This window comes from Candidatus Cardinium hertigii (genome assembly GCF_050864855.1).
Lineage (GTDB): Bacteria > Bacteroidota > Bacteroidia > Cytophagales > Amoebophilaceae > Cardinium > Cardinium hertigii_C.
The window spans coordinates 21,223-39,902 of record NZ_JBOZWW010000051.1; the positions used below are offsets into that span (position 1 = coordinate 21,223).

At 36.2% G+C, this 18,680-nt stretch carries 16 protein-coding genes; 9 read left to right on the forward strand and 7 right to left on the reverse strand.

What is annotated here, in order from left to right:
* Positions 1-18: 18 nt before the first annotated feature.
* On the reverse strand, positions 19-558 hold the full coding sequence (gene ppa, locus ACRRVB_RS02570; protein ID WP_432466423.1) for an inorganic diphosphatase: 540 nt from the start codon (positions 556-558) through the stop codon (positions 19-21).
* 524 nt (positions 559-1,082) lie between these two features.
* On the opposite strand from ppa, the gene yidC reads away from it, so the two are divergent.
* Complete coding sequence (yidC, locus tag ACRRVB_RS02575) at positions 1,083-2,900, forward strand: membrane protein insertase YidC (RefSeq protein ID WP_432466424.1); 1,818 nt, start codon at positions 1,083-1,085, stop codon at positions 2,898-2,900.
* 83 nt (positions 2,901-2,983) lie between these two features.
* Entirely contained in the window at positions 2,984-3,583 is a 600-nt protein-coding gene (gene ruvA / locus ACRRVB_RS02580; protein WP_432466425.1) for a Holliday junction branch migration protein RuvA, read from the forward strand.
* 71 nt (positions 3,584-3,654) lie between these two features.
* Here the strand turns inward: ruvA and ACRRVB_RS02585 are convergent, their stop codons facing one another.
* Positions 3,655-4,611 (reverse strand): hypothetical protein, encoded by a 957-nt coding sequence (locus ACRRVB_RS02585; RefSeq protein WP_432466426.1) that lies wholly within the window; start codon positions 4,609-4,611, stop codon positions 3,655-3,657.
* Between the two features lie 298 nt (positions 4,612-4,909).
* On the opposite strand from ACRRVB_RS02585, the gene tyrS reads away from it, so the two are divergent.
* Together tyrS and ACRRVB_RS02595 are read left to right on the forward strand one after the other, a co-directional pair.
* Positions 4,910-6,202 (forward strand): tyrosine--tRNA ligase, encoded by a 1,293-nt coding sequence (gene tyrS / locus ACRRVB_RS02590; RefSeq protein ID WP_432466427.1) that lies wholly within the window; start codon positions 4,910-4,912, stop codon positions 6,200-6,202.
* A gap of 11 nt (positions 6,203-6,213) precedes the next feature.
* On the forward strand, positions 6,214-7,752 hold the full coding sequence (locus ACRRVB_RS02595) for a YifB family Mg chelatase-like AAA ATPase (protein ID WP_432466428.1): 1,539 nt from the start codon (positions 6,214-6,216) through the stop codon (positions 7,750-7,752).
* Positions 7,753-7,891: 139 nt separating this feature from the next.
* Here the strand turns inward: ACRRVB_RS02595 and ACRRVB_RS02600 are convergent, their stop codons facing one another.
* Positions 7,892-8,551 (reverse strand): hypothetical protein, encoded by a 660-nt coding sequence (locus ACRRVB_RS02600; RefSeq protein WP_432466429.1) that lies wholly within the window; start codon positions 8,549-8,551, stop codon positions 7,892-7,894.
* Positions 8,552-8,931: 380 nt separating this feature from the next.
* Here ACRRVB_RS02600 and ACRRVB_RS02605 point away from each other — a divergent pair, with 380 nt between their 5' ends.
* From ACRRVB_RS02605 to ACRRVB_RS02615, 3 genes are all read left to right on the forward strand, one after another.
* A complete protein-coding gene (locus tag ACRRVB_RS02605; protein WP_432466430.1) occupies positions 8,932-10,122 on the forward strand; it encodes a phosphoglycerate kinase in 1,191 nt (396 codons plus the stop codon).
* 299 nt (positions 10,123-10,421) lie between these two features.
* Entirely contained in the window at positions 10,422-12,569 is a 2,148-nt protein-coding gene (locus ACRRVB_RS02610) for an ankyrin repeat domain-containing protein (RefSeq protein WP_432466431.1), read from the forward strand.
* The gene (locus ACRRVB_RS02615) at positions 12,562-12,888 is read left to right on the forward strand and encodes a transposase (RefSeq protein WP_432466432.1); all 327 of its coding nucleotides are present in this window, start codon (positions 12,562-12,564) and stop codon (positions 12,886-12,888) included. Before ACRRVB_RS02610 ends, ACRRVB_RS02615 begins: the two co-directional genes overlap by 8 nt.
* 43 nt (positions 12,889-12,931) lie before the next feature.
* Here ACRRVB_RS02615 and ACRRVB_RS02620 read toward each other — a convergent pair whose 3' ends face one another.
* Together ACRRVB_RS02620 and ACRRVB_RS02625 are read right to left on the reverse strand one after the other, a co-directional pair.
* Positions 12,932-13,990, reverse strand: coding sequence for an NAD(P)H-dependent glycerol-3-phosphate dehydrogenase (locus ACRRVB_RS02620; RefSeq protein WP_432466433.1), 1,059 nt, complete (start codon positions 13,988-13,990; stop codon positions 12,932-12,934).
* Positions 13,965-15,590, reverse strand: coding sequence for a 1-acyl-sn-glycerol-3-phosphate acyltransferase (locus tag ACRRVB_RS02625; protein WP_432466434.1), 1,626 nt, complete (start codon positions 15,588-15,590; stop codon positions 13,965-13,967). Before ACRRVB_RS02625 ends, ACRRVB_RS02620 begins: the two co-directional genes overlap by 26 nt.
* 63 nt (positions 15,591-15,653) lie before the next feature.
* On the opposite strand from ACRRVB_RS02625, the gene ybeY reads away from it, so the two are divergent.
* On the forward strand, positions 15,654-16,148 hold the full coding sequence (gene ybeY, locus ACRRVB_RS02630; protein WP_432466435.1) for an rRNA maturation RNase YbeY: 495 nt from the start codon (positions 15,654-15,656) through the stop codon (positions 16,146-16,148).
* A 357-nt stretch (positions 16,149-16,505) separates the two neighbouring features.
* A complete protein-coding gene (locus ACRRVB_RS02635) occupies positions 16,506-17,630 on the forward strand; it encodes a hypothetical protein (protein WP_432466436.1) in 1,125 nt (374 codons plus the stop codon).
* An 89-nt stretch (positions 17,631-17,719) separates the two neighbouring features.
* Here the strand turns inward: ACRRVB_RS02635 and ACRRVB_RS02640 are convergent, their stop codons facing one another.
* Together ACRRVB_RS02640 and ACRRVB_RS02645 are read right to left on the reverse strand one after the other, a co-directional pair.
* On the reverse strand, positions 17,720-18,439 hold the full coding sequence (locus ACRRVB_RS02640) for a polyprenol monophosphomannose synthase (RefSeq protein ID WP_432466437.1): 720 nt from the start codon (positions 18,437-18,439) through the stop codon (positions 17,720-17,722).
* Positions 18,440-18,451: 12 nt separating this feature from the next.
* The coding region (locus ACRRVB_RS02645) for a helix-hairpin-helix domain-containing protein (protein ID WP_432466438.1) at positions 18,452-18,680 on the reverse strand (229 nt) is incomplete at its 5' end.

Sequence of the window (18,680 nt, forward strand, 5' to 3'; positions counted from 1 at the left end):
TGCTCAAAAATAAATATATTACCCAATCGATTGGCCTTTAGCCCTTTGCGCCGCTTCTATTAAAAGTTCTATCGCTTTTTCCCTTCCTTCGAATCCTTTAACCTTGACCCATTTTCCCGTATCTAAGTCCTTATAATGGCTAAAAAAGTGTATAATACGACCTTTTAAGAGGGTGTTTAACTGTCCAATGTGGTCAACATGTGCAAATTCAGGGGCTATTTTTTTAATGGGTAATGCAATAATTTTTTCATCTAAACCAGATTCATCTTCCATCAATAATACCCCAATAGGTCTAGCTTTAATGACGGCTCCGGATATAATTGGATAGTTGGCTGTTACCAGCACATCAATAGGATCCCCATCTCCGGAAGCGGTATGGGGTACAAAGCCGTAGTTACAAGGATAATACATGGGAGTTGGCATAAATCTATCTACAAATAAAGCACCCGAAGACTTATCCATTTCATACTTTACAGGATCATGATGCATTGGAATTTCAATGATGACATGAAAATCATTTGGAAAATCCTCTCCTAATGATATCTTTTCTATATTCATGCTCTTTTAAATTAAAATTAAAATAAATAATTGGTAACGTGGTATTAGTGGTGTTTTGCGAAGTAGCAAAAGCATTCATTAAGCAATTTTGCCAATGCTTTCTCTAAAAGGCGCTTAATGATTACCATAAAAAATATTGTATCAAGTCAATATTTTTTTGTAAAAATTAATTTTTGTATAAAAAACGTTAACCATCAATAGATAGCAGTATGTTTAACCAACTAACATCAAAAATAAAATTAAATCAATCTATAACGTATGGCAAAGATTATAATATAGATCCATTATAATGGTGTAATTATATTATATTTTTTGAAAAAATACACCTAATAGGGGATTATCTTTGCTTTCCTTTTCATTTTTCATTTCCTCTATTGATAATGAATCGAAGTGTCCTAATCTGATCAAGATAGGGATAAAGAACGGCTATTATTTATACCCACTGTAACACTATTCTGGTTAAGAATAACTATATTTGTTTTTCTATATCTTTAAAAAAGTGTAATGCAGTCAGCCATATTTTTATGGCTGATAATAGATGTGATTTTTTTCTTTATTTGTTATATATGGTTCTAGATAAAAATAAAATTGTTCGACTATTCTTGATATCAACAGGTTTACTCATTTATTTTTATTTCTTTAACCCTAAATCGGAAACGCACTCCGTTGTATCGTCTACTGCTGCTACAGATCAAGTCATGGTTCCATTGAGTAGAACAAATGGAGCTAATCCGCTGGCTTCTACTCCTTTCATGGTGGTGCTTCAGGGAGAAGAAAAAAATATAACAGTTGAAAATGAGTTGCTTAAAGTAGTGCTGAGTACAAAAGGTGGTACTATAAAAAGGGTTGTACTAAAGCAGTACAAGGATAAAAATGGGGAACAATTGGTTTTATTGGATGAGCAGAGCAGTCATATGGGCATTTCTTTTCCCTATCAAAATTTACGTGTAGATACCAAAGATTTATATTTTCAAACCCAAGCCAGTCCTGTTTATAAACTTAAAGAATCTGAACAAGTTAAAATCGTTTTTCGACTGGTATTAAATTCTGCGCAATACTTGGAGCAATCGTTTACTTTCTCTGGTACCAGTTATCAAATCAACTATGATTGGCATGCGGTTGGCATGGAACCCTATCTTAATGCAAATACTCAGGCTAATTTCTGTTGGGATATAGCTATGAAAAGTTTAGAAACCGATGCAAAAGCAGATATTGCTAGAAGTACTGTGCAGTATTATTTATTGAATGAGACTTTTGATAAGTTAAAAGAATCCTCAACAGAAGTTGAAAAAAAGCATATAGCAGTACCCATCAAATGGGTGAGTGTTAAGCAACGTTTTTTCTCATCTGCGATTGTTGCTGGTGATGCTTTTAAGCTAGGAGACTTTTCTATGCAACCATCGGTATCGTCAGATAGTACAAAGTCTGTTGCTTTATCCCTTGCCTTATCTGACAAAGATAAAGCTGCAGGTCATGGCCAATTCGTCTTGTTCTTTGGACCCAATGATTATAAAATTCTTAAAAAGGTTACAAAAGGATTTGAACAAAATATACCTTTGGGGTGGGCTATTGTCAGATGGGTCAATAAAGGGCTAATTATTCCGCTTTTTTCTTTTCTGGAAAAATATTTTTCTAATTATGGGTTAATTATTTTCTTATTGGTTTTTATCATTAAGTTGTTACTGGCACCCCTTGCGTATAGTTCTTTTATCTCTATGGCTAAAATGAAACTTCTAAAGCCAGAATTAGATAAGATAAAAGAGAAATATAAACATGATCTACAGCAAGAACGGATTGAGCAGGCTTCTTTTTGTAGAGAATTGGGTATTAATCCATTAAGTGGTTGCATGCCTGTTCTGCTTCAAATGCCTATTTTGTTGGCTATGTTTAATTTTTTCCCCCATGCTATTGCACTGCGGCAAGCTTCTTTTTGGTGGGTAAATGATTTATCAACTTATGATAGCATTATGACGCTTCCTTTTACCATCCCGTTCTATGGCGATCATGTAAGTTTATTTACATTATTAATGGCGCTATCAACCATTTTTAGTAACCAAAGTGGTCCAAAAGAGGGACCTATGAAAATACTATCTTATACAATGCCTTTTGTTTTTATGGTTGTGCTGAATACATTTCCTGCTGGGTTGAGTTTTTACTACTGTATCTCTAATGTGATGACCTTCTTACAACAAAAATTTATAAATTACTGGGTCGATACAAATGGTATCAAGGAAAAATTGATGGCTAGACAACAAAACGCGAAGCAAGGTGCTAAACTTTCTTTTCAGTCTAGGATTGCTTCGGCTATTGAAGCCAATAATAAGAAAAAAAATAGATCCTAATCGTATTGCATCCATCTATGATTTTTTTGTATCCTTAAGATATAATAAGTACTAGGTCGAAGTAATCTTCTAGTATTACATCTATGATTGCACAACTTATAGGACAATTATTATATAAGGAGCCTACTTATGTCATTTTAAACGTAGGGGGAGTAGGCTATGGCTTACATATTTCTTTATATACTTTTGATCAAATAAAAACTTTAGATAGTTGTACCTTGTTGACGGTTATGCAAGTAAAAAATGAAGCTGCTACCTTATATGGTTTTTATACACTAGAAGAAAAATCATGGTGGTTGCAGCTTATCTCTGTTGGTAGCATTGGTCCTAAGATTGCCTTGACCATCTTATCTTCTTTGAATCCAGCTATTTTACATAAAGCTATTTTACGTAAGGATGAACGTTTGCTTACTTCCATTAAAGGTGTTGGCGCAAAGGCTGCGCAACGATTGATACTAGAACTCTCGGATAAAGCGCAAAAGTTGCATGATACCCAAGACACCTTGGTACCCCAACCGACTGAAAGCAAAGTAGATCAAGATGCCATAATGGCTTTAACTAAATTGGGCCTGACCCCAAAAGTTGCAGAAAAAGCCATTGCAACGGTGCGGGCCGATACACTGACCCCACTTACCCTTGAAGAACTTATTAAAAAGGCATTACAGCCACACGCCTTTAAATAAAAAAACAAGCATATAATACCCTAGCGGTTATTACCATAAAACTGTAAAATAAAATTTTCAAGCTCATACAGTCATGGTTTAACATCAATAGTGCATTTGATCGATTGTTTGTCACTATTTTCTTCTCCTCTGCTTATGTTCATCTTTAATACATGCACACCAGAATTTAAGAAAGATAGCGTCCCTATATTAATCGAACCAGAGCTTGCTATAGGTTTGTGTATATACTGCTTATTTTTATTTATATTTCTTTTGATTGAAATAGAATCAATAATATATCCTTCTGTATTACCATTTACTTGTAGCGCTATAGGTTCTTTGTTCCCAGTTTGTATAACTATATTTTTTTCAGTAAAACTGAGTGGGGCAGGTGGGGTATCCGTTTGCGTTGAATGGTTTTTGGAAGTATTTTCTAATAGTGTTTCATTATTCGATACTTGTACCGGTGGTCCGTCACTATATGATCCATTTTGTGGTTCATTTTTTACCTCATCTTCAATAACATGAATCGTACATTCTACGCATTGTTCTGTTGTTTTGCTCCCTTTTCCTGTTTGCCCTAGTTTTATTCTCAATCTGTAAGCCCCCGTTTTTAAGTTTGAGTCAGTAGTTAAGGGAATGGATAAACCAGTAGGCGGTATAGTTTGGTTTTTAAATAATTTAATGCCAAATTTTTTTGTGTGATAGGAGCTGTTTTGTTTTACTGAAAAAGATTTAATGGCATAGCCTTCTGTGTCGCCAGTTACGGCTAGTAGTATAGATTGCTCTTTTCCAGCTTGTATGGTAATCTCTTTTAGGGTAAAGATGGGTGGTCTATCTGCCTTTCTTTCTGAGGCTATTTCATCTTCCTTTGGATCTGTTGTTAAGCCATTAGAAGTCCTGTGGGCTTTTTGTTCATCCTTGTTAACTATACAATCAGTGTGGTTAGCAGCCGTTTTATTTTTACAAGATCCAGCATATAAACAGGTGTATAAAATAGAAACTATTGAAAAACGGACAAAAATTGCTATAAGATTATTACAGATCATAGGAAATGGATTTTGTGTATTTAACCATATACCAATAAGTTAATTTTTTTTAGCTTATGCAAAATTATCAACCTAAAAATAAAATTTCACTATAAAACCCAATTTATATATATTATTTATATATATTTTCCTTTGTTTATCTGATCTATCATTTAAAAATAAACACTTTCTATACATGTCTCTCTATGATTTTATTTGGCTTATATTTTGTACGTTCTACTGTACCATCTGATAGAACTGCTATTTTATTGTCATTCTTTATAATATTACCTATTTTGCTCTTTTATTTTTTGATGCTATGAAAGATTTTATTGCCAGTTTATACTGGCGTGGTATGGTTCATGATATGGTTCCAGGTACAGCAGCACATCTCAACGAAGGTATGGTTTCGGGATACGTTGGGTTCGATCCTTCTGCTCCTTCTTTACATCTGGGCAATTTGATTCCTATTATGTTGTTAAAACACTTTCAAGAAGCAGGACATAAGCCTATTGCATTAGTAGGTGGTGCTACGGGTATGATTGGTGATCCTTCTGGGCGTAGCCAAGAGCGCCTGTTTTTAACAGAAGATGTATTGCGTTACAACGAGGCATCTATTGCCAAACAGTTAGAAAAATTTTTGGATTTTTCTACTGGTCCCAACAAAGCTATTTTGTTAAATAATTTTGATTGGTTTAAAGACTTCTCTTTCCTAGGATTTCTACGTGATATAGGCAAACATATACCTGTTGGCTATATGATGGCTAAAGATAGTGTAAAAAAACGCATAGAGACCGGTATCTCTTATACCGAATTTGCTTATCAATTGTTACAAGGGTATGATTTCTACCATCTCCACCTACATAAAAATGTAACCCTACAAATGGGTGGATCTGATCAATGGGGTAATTTAACTACAGGTGTTGAGCTTATTCGTAAAAAATCTCAATCTCATGCCTTTGCAATAACTGCTCCTTTGCTGACCCGTTCGGATGGCACTAAGTTTGGAAAAACAGATGCTGGCACTAATATATGGTTAGATCCAGCCCAAACCTCTCCTTATGCGCTATATCAGTTTTTGTTGAATAGTGGTGATCATGAAGTAGAAAAATTAATTAAAATTTTTTCTTTTGCTAAACAAGAAGAAGTAGAAGCACTTATTTTAACCCATCAAGCCAAACCCGAAGCAAGGCTTTTACAGCAAAAATTGGCTAAAATGGTTACCACTATGGTCCATTCAGAAGAAGCTTGTAGGCAAGCCATAATCTGTAGTACTATTCTTTTTAGCCATACCGCTTCAATAGATGCACTCTATGCCCTAAGCGAAGCAGATATATTGTGTGTCTGTACAACCATACCTAAGGTCCATATTACACGTATTGCATTAGGTGCAATAGACTCTATAGTATCTTTATTGTCTGTGGCTACAGAAAATTTAATTATGGCCTCTAAGTCAGAAGCAAGACGGGTGATCACATCAGGTGGAATAAAGGTAAATAAGGTATTGATAACCGATCCTTACCAAAAGCCCAATTTTATCTTATTGCATAATCGTTATCTATTGGTGCAAAAAGGTAAAAAAAATTACTACCTTATTGTTGTTGTTGAGTAATTTTTTTTAAGATGATCACTAGATCTTTCAGTAGTGCAGTATATGGTGTAAACGCTTTTCTTGTATCTATAGAGGTAAGCATTGTCAATGGCACAAGCTTATTTATGGTAGGACTTCCAGATAGTGCTATTAAGGAGAGTCAACACCGAATAGAGTCTGTATTAAAGCAGATTAAATGTATGATGCCTCGGCAACGTGTCATTGTAAACCTTGCTCCGGCGGATATACGCAAGGAGGGCGCTTCTTATGACCTACCGATTGCTTTATCTATTTTGCATGCTTCAGAACAATATAATTTATCTCGTTTGTCTACTTATATTATTATGGGCGAATTGGCTTTAGACGGAGCGCTTAGACCTGTAAAGGGGGTATTGCCTATTGCTATTGAGGCCCATAAAAATGCATTTAAAGGTATGATTGTTCCAGAAAAAAATGGACCAGAAGCGGGTGTGGTACGTAAAATAGAAGTCATTGCTGTCAACCATATTACAGAAGCAATTGCATTTTTGTCTGGAGAACGTTCCATTCATCCTATAGAGGTAGATACACGTAAACTCTTTGCAGCCCAATCAGATGCATATGCAGTAGATTTTGCCGATGTACAAGGACAAGAAAACATTAAACGGGCCTTTGAAATTGCAGCAGCTGGCGGACATAATCTTATTATGATCGGACCTCCTGGTGCAGGTAAAACCATGTTGGCCAAACGGTTGCCCTCTATTTTACCCCCTTTTACTTTGGCTGAGACACTAGAGACTACTAAAGTCTATTCGATAGTAGGCCGTATGAATAATAGTGGTGGACTACTCTCTACAAGACCCTTTCGAGTACCACACCACACGATTAGTGATGTAGCGTTGGTAGGAGGAGGTACTTTCCCACAACCTGGTGAGATTTCTTTGGCGCATCATGGAGTCCTCTTTTTAGATGAATTACCAGAGTTTAAACGGAGCGTACTGGAAGTTATGCGTCAACCTTTAGAAGATGGTAAAGTAGTAATTTCAAGAGCTAAATTTTCCATTGAATTTCCAGCTAACTTTATGCTTATTGCCAGTATGAATCCTTGTCCCTGTGGTTATTATAACCATCCTGAAAAACCATGTATGTGTAGTACGGTTCATGTGCAACGTTACCTGAATAAGGTTAGTGGACCACTATTGGATAGGATAGATCTCCATGTAGAGGTCGTACCTATATTATTTGAAACATTGACTGCTTCAAAAAAAAATGAAGCAAGTCATCTGATTCGGGAACGTGTTGTACAGGCAAGACACATACAACAAAAGCGTTTTCAAGATCATATACAACTGTATACTAATGCACGGATGTCTTCTAAGTTGACTAAAATGTTTTGTCCTATTTCAATAGCTGGGCAAAAGCTGCTACAAGCTGCCATGGAAAAGCTGGGTCTTTCGGCAAGAGCATACGACAGAATTTTAAAAGTAGCCAGAACGATTGCCGATTTAGCGGGTAGTGCAAATATATCAGAGGTACATTTGGCAGAGGCCATTCAGTATCGTAGCTTAGATCGAGCAGGATGGGGTAGTTAGCAAGGTTTCCTTTATCTATCTACCAGAACTTTTTAATTGTAGTTTTTTGTAAAGGATAGTTTTAGCCTTCTTAAAAATTAATCTCAATATATCCTTTAGCGAATCACAACAGATATGATGCAACTTTTGATTTTGTACTTTAAACAGCTTCGTGAAGTTCTTGAATAACTGTAGGCCTCATTTCATTTATATACTCAATGATAATCTGATATTCTGAATCTTCAATGTTCTCTTGACTATAAATCTTAGCGTAGCAATCATGATAATGCTTCTCATAAGCGTTAATAAATATTTCAATGTGATCATCAGTAATATCAATCCTATGTTTTTTAGCTACTTCGTCTAAAGAGGTTTTAGCTTGATCTTTAGCTGTATGTTTAGCCTGAAGCATCCGGTTTTCCAGCTGGTTATCATAATGCATTGCTTGATCAATAAGGGCATCACGCCGACCATACATCATGGAAACTAGTGAAGCTGAGACTTGAATATCATTTCTTATAGAGTCGGGAATAGGATTTGACACGAACTTACTATCAACATCAATATATTTTGATATATTTTCATTAAAATCCATATTTGTAGTGCAGCATTGTTCTTTTTTTTGCTTTTTGTAAGCTCTCTTAAGATTTTCATCAGCAATTTTAGAACTAGTGTGATCAGAAAGGAGAGTAGGGGTAGTATTTATATTACCAGCTTTCTGATTTTTTTCGGCATTTTTCATATGAGTAGCGTGTCTAATTTGATTACATCCATATATCGCTATGGTATAAAACCATAACAAGATTTTAAATTGATTCATTTTTATTTTACTTTAATTTACTTTAATTTAATTTAATTAAAATTCATATTGAAGCTAGTACTTTATGGTATGGCTTTCCTTTTTAAATTTTAATATTGTCTACATCATGTTAGATACTTTTATAAGAAAAAGAAGTAACTAATTAAATTATACAATAAAAAATTTAATTTTTTTACTTTATATCGTATTACCCTGATATTGAGAAATTTTAGAAAAGTTAATCTTGTTAGAAAAAGTGTCTTATTGATTAATGGTCTAAGAAGTCAGAATTAAAGTTTAAAGCAGCTCTAGCTTATGTACTATAATAGAAAAGTATGTATTGTAACATACTTCTATTTAGCTCTCTCTTATTATCTTTGTGCAGGTCATTATATATTTTTATGATTGGTATTCAGTCTATTTCTTTTAAGCATAAAAAAGTACTTATACGGGTTGATTTTAATGTACCTATAACGGATCAGGGTATGATTACCGATGACCGACGTATCCGGAGCAGTTTACCAACCATTCAAAAAGTAATAAAAGATGGTGGAATAGCTATTTTACTTACCCATTTTGGTAGGCCTAAAAATGGATATGATCTACGTTATTCATTAAGTAAGCTTTTACCTACACTATCTAGTTTATTGCAAGTACCTATTGCTTTTGTACCTTATTGTGTAGGCGCAGCGGTAAAAACCCAGATAGAAGCACTAGAACCAGGAAGCGTTTTATTACTTGAAAATGTACGTTTTCATTCAGAAGAAATATTAAATGATAAACATTTTGCCCAAGAATTGGCTGGATTGGCAGATGTCTACATTAATGACGCTTTTGGAACCATCCATAGAAATCATGTTTCTACTAGTTTATTACCTACTTATTTTAAAGAACGATATGCCGGCTATTTATTGCAACAGGAAATAGCTACTATTGATAAAATTTTTTTAAAAGAATCATCTCCTGTTATCGTCATTATGGGGGGTAATAAACTGGTAGATAAAGCAAAACCTATCGAAGGCTTAATACCTTATGTAGACCATATATTGATTGCTGGAGGCCTTGTACTACCTTTTTTCCGTGCAAAACAGGCGCGACATCTTTCCGGTATCGATGAACAAGCAGAGGTGATTGCCACTAGGTTGTTTGATCTGTTGATGCAGCATAGCCACTGTCAACTGTGGTTGCCAACTGATGTCATAACTGCTCCTGAAATAGATGTAAAAGCTATGGTATCTACCTTATCGCTTACTGATATACCCTATGGAACCTATGTATTAGATATTGGACCATCTACACAAGCACACTTTGCTGGATTGATCCTACAAGCTAAGACCATATTATGGGCTGGTCCTATAGGGATATTTGAATGGGATAAATCTGCGGCTGGTACAGTGGCTGTTGCTCAGGCCATTGCAAAAGCTACGCAACAGGGTGCCTATAGCATAGTAGGTGGTGGAGACACAGCTGCTGCTATTAAACAAATAGGATATGAAAATCATGTTTCTTATATTTCTACAGGAGGAGGAGCTTTGCTGGCCTATATTGCAGCAAATAGAAAATTGACTGGTTTAGAGGTGCTTAATGCATAGCGTAGCTATCAAGTAATAGATAAATGGATAGGTCAACTTGATGTTTGCTTTATTCAAGGCTGAGCAAACGCTTTATGCTGCGTTAAGATATAAAATGATGGGTATTTTTGTTAAATTTTTACTTGATTTTTCGATCAAAATTTCCTCTTTTTTATCAATAAATTGCTTGCTATTACTGTAACCATACAATGTTGGTTATACTTTAAAAGTTTACACCGTAGCTATAAATTATCTATTTACGAAAAAATAATATGTTTAATAAAAGAGTCTTCCTATTTCTAATTTCTATTGGGTTATATATGCACGCCATATATCCCATTTATGCGCACAACCAGCAAGTGGTTATACCACTTCATCAGACAATACGTATTGTTAAATCACCACCTATACAAAGCCATGTTGCGCCTATAGCAGTGCATCTAGCAGCTGCTAAAGGAGATGTAGTCCGTCTTCGTTCTTTAATTGCTGATGGTAAAAATATACAAGTATTGGACAAAAATAAAATTACTCCATTGCATATTGCCGCAGCCAAAGGTCATTTGCTTTGTGTACAAGAGCTTATTAATGTCGGTGCTACAATCAATGTAGTGGATGCTCTAGGAAGGACACCCCTCTATTTTGCTGCTCAGAATGGTCATTTGGCCATTATGCGTGAGTTGGTTGCAGTTGGTGCCACTATTCGGTCTGCCGATTACCGGGGTAGAACCCCACTTCATCTTGCTGCAGAAGGGGGAAAAGCCCGCTGTATAGACTACTTAATTCAAAAAGGTGCATATGTAAATGGATTTGATAACGAACAGCTTACGCCTTTACATTGTGCGGCTTTATCAGGTTCACTTTTATCTATTGAAGCGCTAATACGTGCAGGTGCAAAGGTCGAAGTATTTACCAAGCAAGATAAGTTTACGCCTTTACATGCTGCTGCACAAAGTGGTAATGTAGAAGCGATTCGGTTATTAGTCCATAATCATGCCAACCTAAATGCGATTACCCGAGATGGCATTACCCCCCTTTATTGCGCGGCGCAACATGGCAACCTTGCTGTATTAAAAGAACTATTACATTATAAAGCAGATATTCACGCAGTAGAAGGTCTCAATACACCCTTACATGCTGCCGCTTTAAATGGTCATTTAGATTGTTTGAATCTATTATTAAAGGAAGGAGGTAATGCATCTGTTCGTAATAAAGAACAAAATACTCCTTTACATTTGGCAGCTTATTGTGGTAAAAGTGCTTGTTTACAAGCATTGATAGCCGTTAATGAAACATATGTGCAATTAATAGGTGAAAAGCAGCGAACGCCTTTGCACTGGGCGGCCCGATTGGGTCATGTTATTTGTGTCGATCAGCTTATTCAAGCAGGAGCAGCTATAAATGTAGGAGATTTTCACAATAAAACTTCTCTACATTTAAGTGCTTTCTATGGACATGATAAATGTTTGGCTACCCTCTTAAAAGCTGGTGCAAATCCCCATGCTACTACCCATATAGGCTTTACACCATTACATATGGCCACTAAAAGCAGCAATATAAAATGTTTAAAAATACTCTTAGAAGCGGGTGCTAAGCTCTCTGCTGTCGATAGGTTTAAAAATACACCCTTGCATGTATCTGTGGCATTTCAAAATATAGATGCTAGTTTAGAACTTATAAAAGCGGGTGCACCAGTAAATATCCCCAATGAATGGGGCATTATACCGCTACATATTGCTGCCAGGGAAGGAGACTTGATTACTTTACAAGCACTTATCAAAGCAAAATCTAAAGTAAATGCTGCAAAAAAATCAGGCGCTACTGCTATGCATGTAGTAGCAAAAAGAGGACATCTGGCTTGTTTGAAAGAATTGCTACAAGCAGGTGGAAAGGTTCGGGTCTACAATCGGGCTAAGGAAAGTCCATTGTATTTAGCAGCTGCTAATGGTCATTTGGATTGTCTAGAAGCATTGATTGAAGCAGATCAGAATCAGGACGCTATCACTAAAAAGATCAAAAACAAGTTTCAGGATCAACCACTTTTGAATAAAGTTATCAAAAACAAGGCTAAACTAGATATAGCGAATCAGTTTCATGAAACTCCTTTATATGCTGCCGTTAAAAATAAACATATAGATTGTGTTTTATTGCTTATACGTCATGGTGCAAAAGTAAATATTAAAGTAAAAGGAGGAAAAACGCTTTTACATCTTGCTGCTCAAAATGGTTGTGCAGTTTGCGCAAGGGCTATCATCGGAGCAAACGCAGACATTAATGTATTGGATCGGTATAAAAATACACCCTTACACCTTGCTGCTCAAAATGGTTATATTAAAGTAGTGCAAGAACTAATAAGCGCGGGGGCTTTGTCAAAGAAAAATAAATTTGATAGCACACCTGCTTATTTGGCATTACAGAATGGACATACAAAATGCTATGAATTATTGAAAGGTTACTTTAACCATGCATAAAAATTATCCTAGCATAAAAATTATCCAATATAATGGACCGAAAAAACTGGACAAAGAATGGTTTAAAATGTTTCCTATTTTAATAGTTTTATTGTTTCAAAATGGATTTTATCAAATGGGAAGAAAAAAGGTCAGAAAATTTAGTTCATTAGAGAAGACTAAAATAGTTTTAGATTTATTGAAAGAAGCATTAACGTTAGTAGAGCTATCGTCCAAGTATGGAGTAACAACCAAAACACTTCAAAATTGGAAACATCAGTTTATGGAGAATGCCTCTATTTTTTTAATGTACAAAAGTTGTATGTTAAAAGCAACATAAAAATTTAAACCTAAATGTACAAAATATTTTATATCTATAGCTGTCAGTGCAGTATAGGGGGTACATCAGTAGGATAGGTAGTGTTTTCTGACCTACCCATTAAATAGGCAAGCCCTTGCTTCAATGGCAATGCCTCAAAAAGAATGCGGTAGATGAGTCGCGTAATAGGCGCTTCCACGCTATAAAACTGCATAAGTTGGTGGATGATTTTAACCGTTTGTACCCCTTCAGAAACCTCTCTTGTGCCATGCAAAATGGCGTTTAGCTTTTCACCTTTTGCCAAACGATAGCCAATTGTATAATTTCTACTAGCCGTACTGCCACAAGTAGCCACAAGATCCCCTAGACCAGCTGGTCCGAATAAAGCAGTGGTACCGATGCCCATAGTGGTCATCATATAATGCATTTCTGAAATAGACATGGTAATGAAAAGGGCATATGTATTCGATTGGTACCCCATGCCTTGTAGCATACCTGCACCAATGGCAAAAATATTTTTAAGCACACTACACATTTCTACACTAAGGATATCATCGCTTGTATAGACACGGAACCAATTTTGGCTTAAAAGCTGCTTCCCTATAGATAAGACTTTTTCAGCACCACTGGCAACGACGGTAGCCGCTGGATCTTTTTTAACTAGATCTCCAGATAAATTGGGGCCAGCCAAACACCCAATCTGTCGAATTTTTGTTTCTTGCATGATGACTTCACTCATGGTAGCCAGATGGCTTCTGGTCAATACGCCGTCATATTGGACCAAATCTAACCCTTTGGTGCCATGTATGCATATGTGGTCTGGTCTAAGATGTGCAGCAATGTCTTGCATTAATCCACGAAATTTAGCTGCAGGAACTATTGGAAAAATAACCGGACAACAACGCAAAACGGTTACCCAATCATCTGTCACGACAATATTAGCCGCCAATGGTTGCGCTGCCATGGTGCGACTTATTTGTCCAGCAGCAGCACGTGCTGCTGTATGCGTATAAAGGAATACTTCGCCTACATTAGGCGCAATTAAGTTTGCAACGGCTGTACCAAATTTCCCAGCCCCTAAAACCGCTACTGGATTGTTAAGAGAAAATTGCTTGAAGCCCATAACCAGTAAGTCTGTTGTGATAATAAAATAATGTTAAAAGGTCTTGAATAAGTAGGTTCCCTTCTTCTGCTAATACCAGTGGTCGTGGGCTATGATAGATGCCCAATTTAGCCAATCCATCTTGGGCAATAGCATCCAATGAACCATGCTGTACAATAGGGGTAAATTTGATTTTTTTTGCTCTCTGAAGTTGTTGTAATGCTTCATAGGTATGGCCAAATGCTACCATAAAATCGGCATACTGGATTACGATACGGGGTAGATCCATGGAAAAATTTTGGCTTTTTTGAGCCAATTCATAGGCTACAAAAGCTACTAGATGGCTACTTAGAACGGTATTCATGGCGTAGTAAGTTGCTACGATTTTGTGGCTAACCATTTTAACATAGTCATCTGACCGCTTTCTATCAGCCGTTTTGATGGGAAGATCTAGAAACTGTTGATATAAATCTATTGCTTGGCCTTGCGCATCGTAACTATGTCCCTCTGTATCTACCCTATTTCCCATTACATCTAATGGTGTGCCTATATTAACGAATATTTCTGACCCTTTAAATAATACATTTTTACTAAAGAGCAGATTGGTGCAACAATCATTTTGCCGATGCATAGAGGTTTCACCCCCTTCTATTTCAACCGATTCACGTATCAATTGGCAGGCTTCTAATACACAGTGGTAATTGAGTACTATAGGAAAAATAAAAACTTTCTTGGCACTTGCTCCTTGATTTTGGAAATTACGTTCTTGTGCCTCAAAAGGGGTGCTTAATAACCCTAATTTTAAATCAGATTCTATTGCACCTAAACGACTACGGGTTCCACCCGGATAAAATAGCGTATGACAGCCCCATTCCAGAATGAGTGATGCGTAATCTTTCTGTACTTGTAAGTAGGGTATGGTCTTTTTACGCCGATCCACTTTATAGGTACCTAGTTTATTAAAAATATAACGAAACCCTTTATGGTTAAATAAATTCAATCCTGCTCCCCAGGTCAGAGGAGGTAGTCCCAATTGTTGCATGGCCAATCCTATCACTACAGAATCCCAATTGCTCACATGGGTAGGTACCAACACAATAGTCCCTATTTGGGCCAACGCTCGAATGGTATCCCTTTGCCCCATCAAATGAAATTTCTCTTGCAACCTTTTGTGTGGAAAGGTCCAGCGTTTTGTTCCAAAGCGCAAACAATGGGGCTTCAGCAGATAAACAAAAGTATGGTGCACACCTTTGGCTATACACTGATAATGACGGACACTAAAATAGCTACAAATTTCCCTTACATAACGTTCTATAACACTTTTTAAAAGCTTTGTTGCTTCCATTTTGTTTGCAATGGCAGCTGCCATTCCTTCCCAAAAAGAGCGATCATCTTTGGGATCACAATGCCATGGATCTGATGTTATTCTGGCTAACTCTCTCGAGGTTGTTTGTGCCAATATTCGGTAAAGTACTACGTCCATTGGATAGCGTGCACACAAAGATGTAAGACTTTTATCCACTACTTCTGTTAAGAAGGTTTTTTGGTTTTTATGAAGTATGGTAATGGGCCAACGACTGGGTTTAGGCTCAATAGACACAAACTGATCTTGAGTATACATGCTATATCTTTTTAACAGAATAAGTTGTAATTTAGGGCCGAATGGGCTGGACTAAAACTTTACTTGATCGGTTCCGTATGGCAAGATAATAAGATCAAAATGAATATTTATTATTTTTCAGAAGAAATTAGTTTTAGATTAAGACGGAAAAGAAAAATTTCTGCTTGGCTGGAAAGGGTTATCCACCAAGAAGGCTACACCTTAATCCAGCTTAACTTTATTTTTTGTCCGGATACCTATTTACATGCTAAAAATATCACCTATCTGAGCCATGATACTTTAACAGATGTGATCACATTCAACTATGCCACTGATGCAAAAACCATTTTGGGAGATGTGTACATAAGCATTGAACGGGTGAGGGAAAACGCGAAGACCTATAAACGCCAAATAGCAGCTGAGCTTTATATGGTAATGGTGCATGGTCTATTGCATTTATTGTCTTATAATGATCAAAACCCAGAAGAAGAATTGATTATAAGAGAAAAAGAAACTTTTTATCTTACGCAATTATGTCCTAATTTGGCCCTACAACCCTCCATACAGACTACTATCTAAGGATAGCATCTAGCGTAAAGTCTAGTAATCTGATTTTTTATCTTAGCATTTAAAAGTCTTACGGAACAATTTTCTTATTTTATTTTTTTAGTCCAGTATAAAGCCATATTTTTTAATTTTTTTATTAAAGCTTAAAGATAGCACTTAATAAAAACAAAAAATAATTTGTATATTCAAGTGTTAGATAAAAAAATCTATCACAAACGGTAAACATTACAAATACGGTAGCTATAAAATAAGGTTTGGTATTTTTTTAGCCTTAAAATACGCCAAAAAAATCTATAATCTAGTACTTTTAACTCTATTTTAAAGAGCATATCTGCTTAATATATTTATAAAATATTTCAATTTATATATATGATCCACTATATAAATAGACCTAAATCAGGTTCTTTATTTTTTCTAAATCAGGTTGTTCTATTATTTAGTATTCTATTCTTTGGTAGCAGTTGTTTTGAAGGTATTATTAAAAATAAAGGCAAAAAACCTTACGAATACAAAGAATCAATAACCTCCCAGAGATTAAACGAGAGATTAAACAAGAACCATAATCATTTCATGGATCATCTAGATAAAGCAAGCACTAAAATAAAAGCAGATTGTTTTCAAGATCAAAAAGAAGATCGAAAAGAGTCTATAAGAATAGGAGGCCAAGGGGCACCCATAAGAAGAGACAATAATCTGTATGCTTTAAGTGAAGAAGAAGATCTACAAAAAGCAATAGAAGCATCTATCGAAACAGCATCCCAAGAGAACAGACGAAGAGGAAATAATGAGCATACTTTAAGTGAAGAAGAACTACAACAAGTATTAGAAGCATCTATAAGAACAGCATCCCAAGAGATCAGAAGACAGCAATCTTTCGTCATGGAATCGTTTAGTAGGCTAGCTGCAGACTCCACATACGGGAACTACGAGTATCTATCAGAATTAGCAGAAGGAAGGGAAGAATCAGGCGACTATATTGAAGAAGCGTTTACCATACCACTTGAACACCGTCAATGGCAAGAATACTCGTCCCTAGAAGCATTAGCAGAACGAAAGGAAGCATCAAACGATCCTACTGAAATTGAAGAGGCAAAAAAAATTAGAGCACGGTTAGCAAAAATATACGACAAGCTGCTAGACAAGGAGGAAGAGAAGAAAAGGGCTAAATGCTCACCGCCCATTTCCACAGATGAAGCTATAAATAAGCTAAAAAAAGTTGTAAAACTGGTTGAACTTAATGAGTTGACGGAATGGAGAAAAGATTGCCAAGATAAGGAATGTGCAATGTGCAAAGACGAATGTATGCTGTGCACAGTTGAATTTAATCAACGAAGCAATGATTGCTATGCACTAACTACCGGTTGTGACTGTAATCAAATAGTATTTCATATAGATTGTATGGCAAATGCTGTCATTGCTTCATACAATAGCATGGCAGGAAAAGACAATAATCCTAAATACAAATGTCCTTTTTGTCGTAAATCTTTATTCTAAAGAATTTATATAACTCTAAAAAGAATGTATATAATCTGAATGCAGGTTATGATACTTAAAGTAGAGGTTGGACCTAAATAGATGCTTGCTCACCTCCAGCTCTTCCATTTGATTTGTATCAAACGAAAAAAACTTTCTCCTGCCATGATTAAACCCATTTTGGACTCCCCTCGTACTCTATTGATAAAGGTAATAGGCAACTCTACTATATTGGCTCCATATTGATAAGCTAGAAATTTTATTTCTACTTGAAAACTATATCCTACAGAAGCTATGTTTAAAATGTGATGGAGTAGGGTCCGCCGATAACAGATAAATCCAGCAGTGGTATCTTTAATAGGTATACCTGTAATAGATCGAGCCAACCAGTTGGCCACGTGGGACAATACCCTTCTCATCAATGGCCAATTCATCACACGTCCACCTGTAATATACCGCGAGCCAATCACCATATCAATGGTAGGATCGGCGCACCTGGTTAAAAGTCGAGGCAAATCACTAGGCGCATGGGAAAAATCTCCATCCATGGTGCAAATATAGTCATAAGGATAAGCCAGTGCCCAAGCAAATCCGGCCAAATAGGCACGGCCTAACCCTTCTTTTTTAGATCGATTTAAAAGATGTAATGCATCCGGGTAATTGGATTGTAGCCGTATGACCACCTCTGCTGTACCATCAGGGGAGTGGTCATCTACCACTAGAACATGTAACCCTATGTTTAAGCCAAAAATAGCTGCCAACAACTGTTCAATATTTTCTTGTTCATTGTAAGTAGGTATCACTACTACCGCACGCAGTAAGGCTGTCATTTATAAAATATTTCAGCTATTTTTAGCTAGATTGGCTTGGTCTAAAAAATAGTCATGCAATCGTTTCGCTTTTGATGGCCCAATTATGCCAGCTAAGGTTGATAAAGAACTGGATTGAATCGTTTTGGGGCTACCCAATTTTTCTAATAGTGCGGCTAATGTCTTGGGCCCAATACCGGGAATAGCCTTCCATGTAGACTGGAATGTACTTTTGCTACGTTGTTTTCTATGAAAGGTAATG

What these genes read in the sequence shown, in the direction of transcription:
- tyrS (WP_432466427.1), top strand. Translation starts at nt 4,910, where the DNA reads ATGAAAGATTTTATTGCCAGTTTATACTGGCGTGGTATGGTTCATGAT.
- ACRRVB_RS02620 (WP_432466433.1), bottom strand. Translation starts at nt 13,990, where the DNA reads ATGGGCTTCAAGCAATTTTCTCTTAACAATCCAGTAGCGGTTTTAGGG.
- ACRRVB_RS02595 (WP_432466428.1), top strand. Translation starts at nt 6,214, where the DNA reads ATGATCACTAGATCTTTCAGTAGTGCAGTATATGGTGTAAACGCTTTT.
- ACRRVB_RS02600 (WP_432466429.1), bottom strand. Translation starts at nt 8,551, where the DNA reads ATGAATCAATTTAAAATCTTGTTATGGTTTTATACCATAGCGATATAT.
- ACRRVB_RS02610 (WP_432466431.1), top strand. Translation starts at nt 10,422, where the DNA reads ATGCACGCCATATATCCCATTTATGCGCACAACCAGCAAGTGGTTATA.
- ACRRVB_RS02585 (WP_432466426.1), bottom strand. Translation starts at nt 4,611, where the DNA reads ATGATCTGTAATAATCTTATAGCAATTTTTGTCCGTTTTTCAATAGTT.
- ACRRVB_RS02625 (WP_432466434.1), bottom strand. Translation starts at nt 15,590, where the DNA reads ATGTATACTCAAGATCAGTTTGTGTCTATTGAGCCTAAACCCAGTCGT.
- yidC (WP_432466424.1), top strand. Translation starts at nt 1,083, where the DNA reads ATGGCTGATAATAGATGTGATTTTTTTCTTTATTTGTTATATATGGTT.
- ACRRVB_RS02635 (WP_432466436.1), top strand. Translation starts at nt 16,506, where the DNA reads ATGATCCACTATATAAATAGACCTAAATCAGGTTCTTTATTTTTTCTA.
- ACRRVB_RS02605 (WP_432466430.1), top strand. Translation starts at nt 8,932, where the DNA reads ATGATTGGTATTCAGTCTATTTCTTTTAAGCATAAAAAAGTACTTATA.
- ACRRVB_RS02640 (WP_432466437.1), bottom strand. Translation starts at nt 18,439, where the DNA reads ATGACAGCCTTACTGCGTGCGGTAGTAGTGATACCTACTTACAATGAA.
- ppa (WP_432466423.1), bottom strand. Translation starts at nt 558, where the DNA reads ATGAATATAGAAAAGATATCATTAGGAGAGGATTTTCCAAATGATTTT.
- ACRRVB_RS02615 (WP_432466432.1), top strand. Translation starts at nt 12,562, where the DNA reads ATGCATAAAAATTATCCTAGCATAAAAATTATCCAATATAATGGACCG.
- ruvA (WP_432466425.1), top strand. Translation starts at nt 2,984, where the DNA reads ATGATTGCACAACTTATAGGACAATTATTATATAAGGAGCCTACTTAT.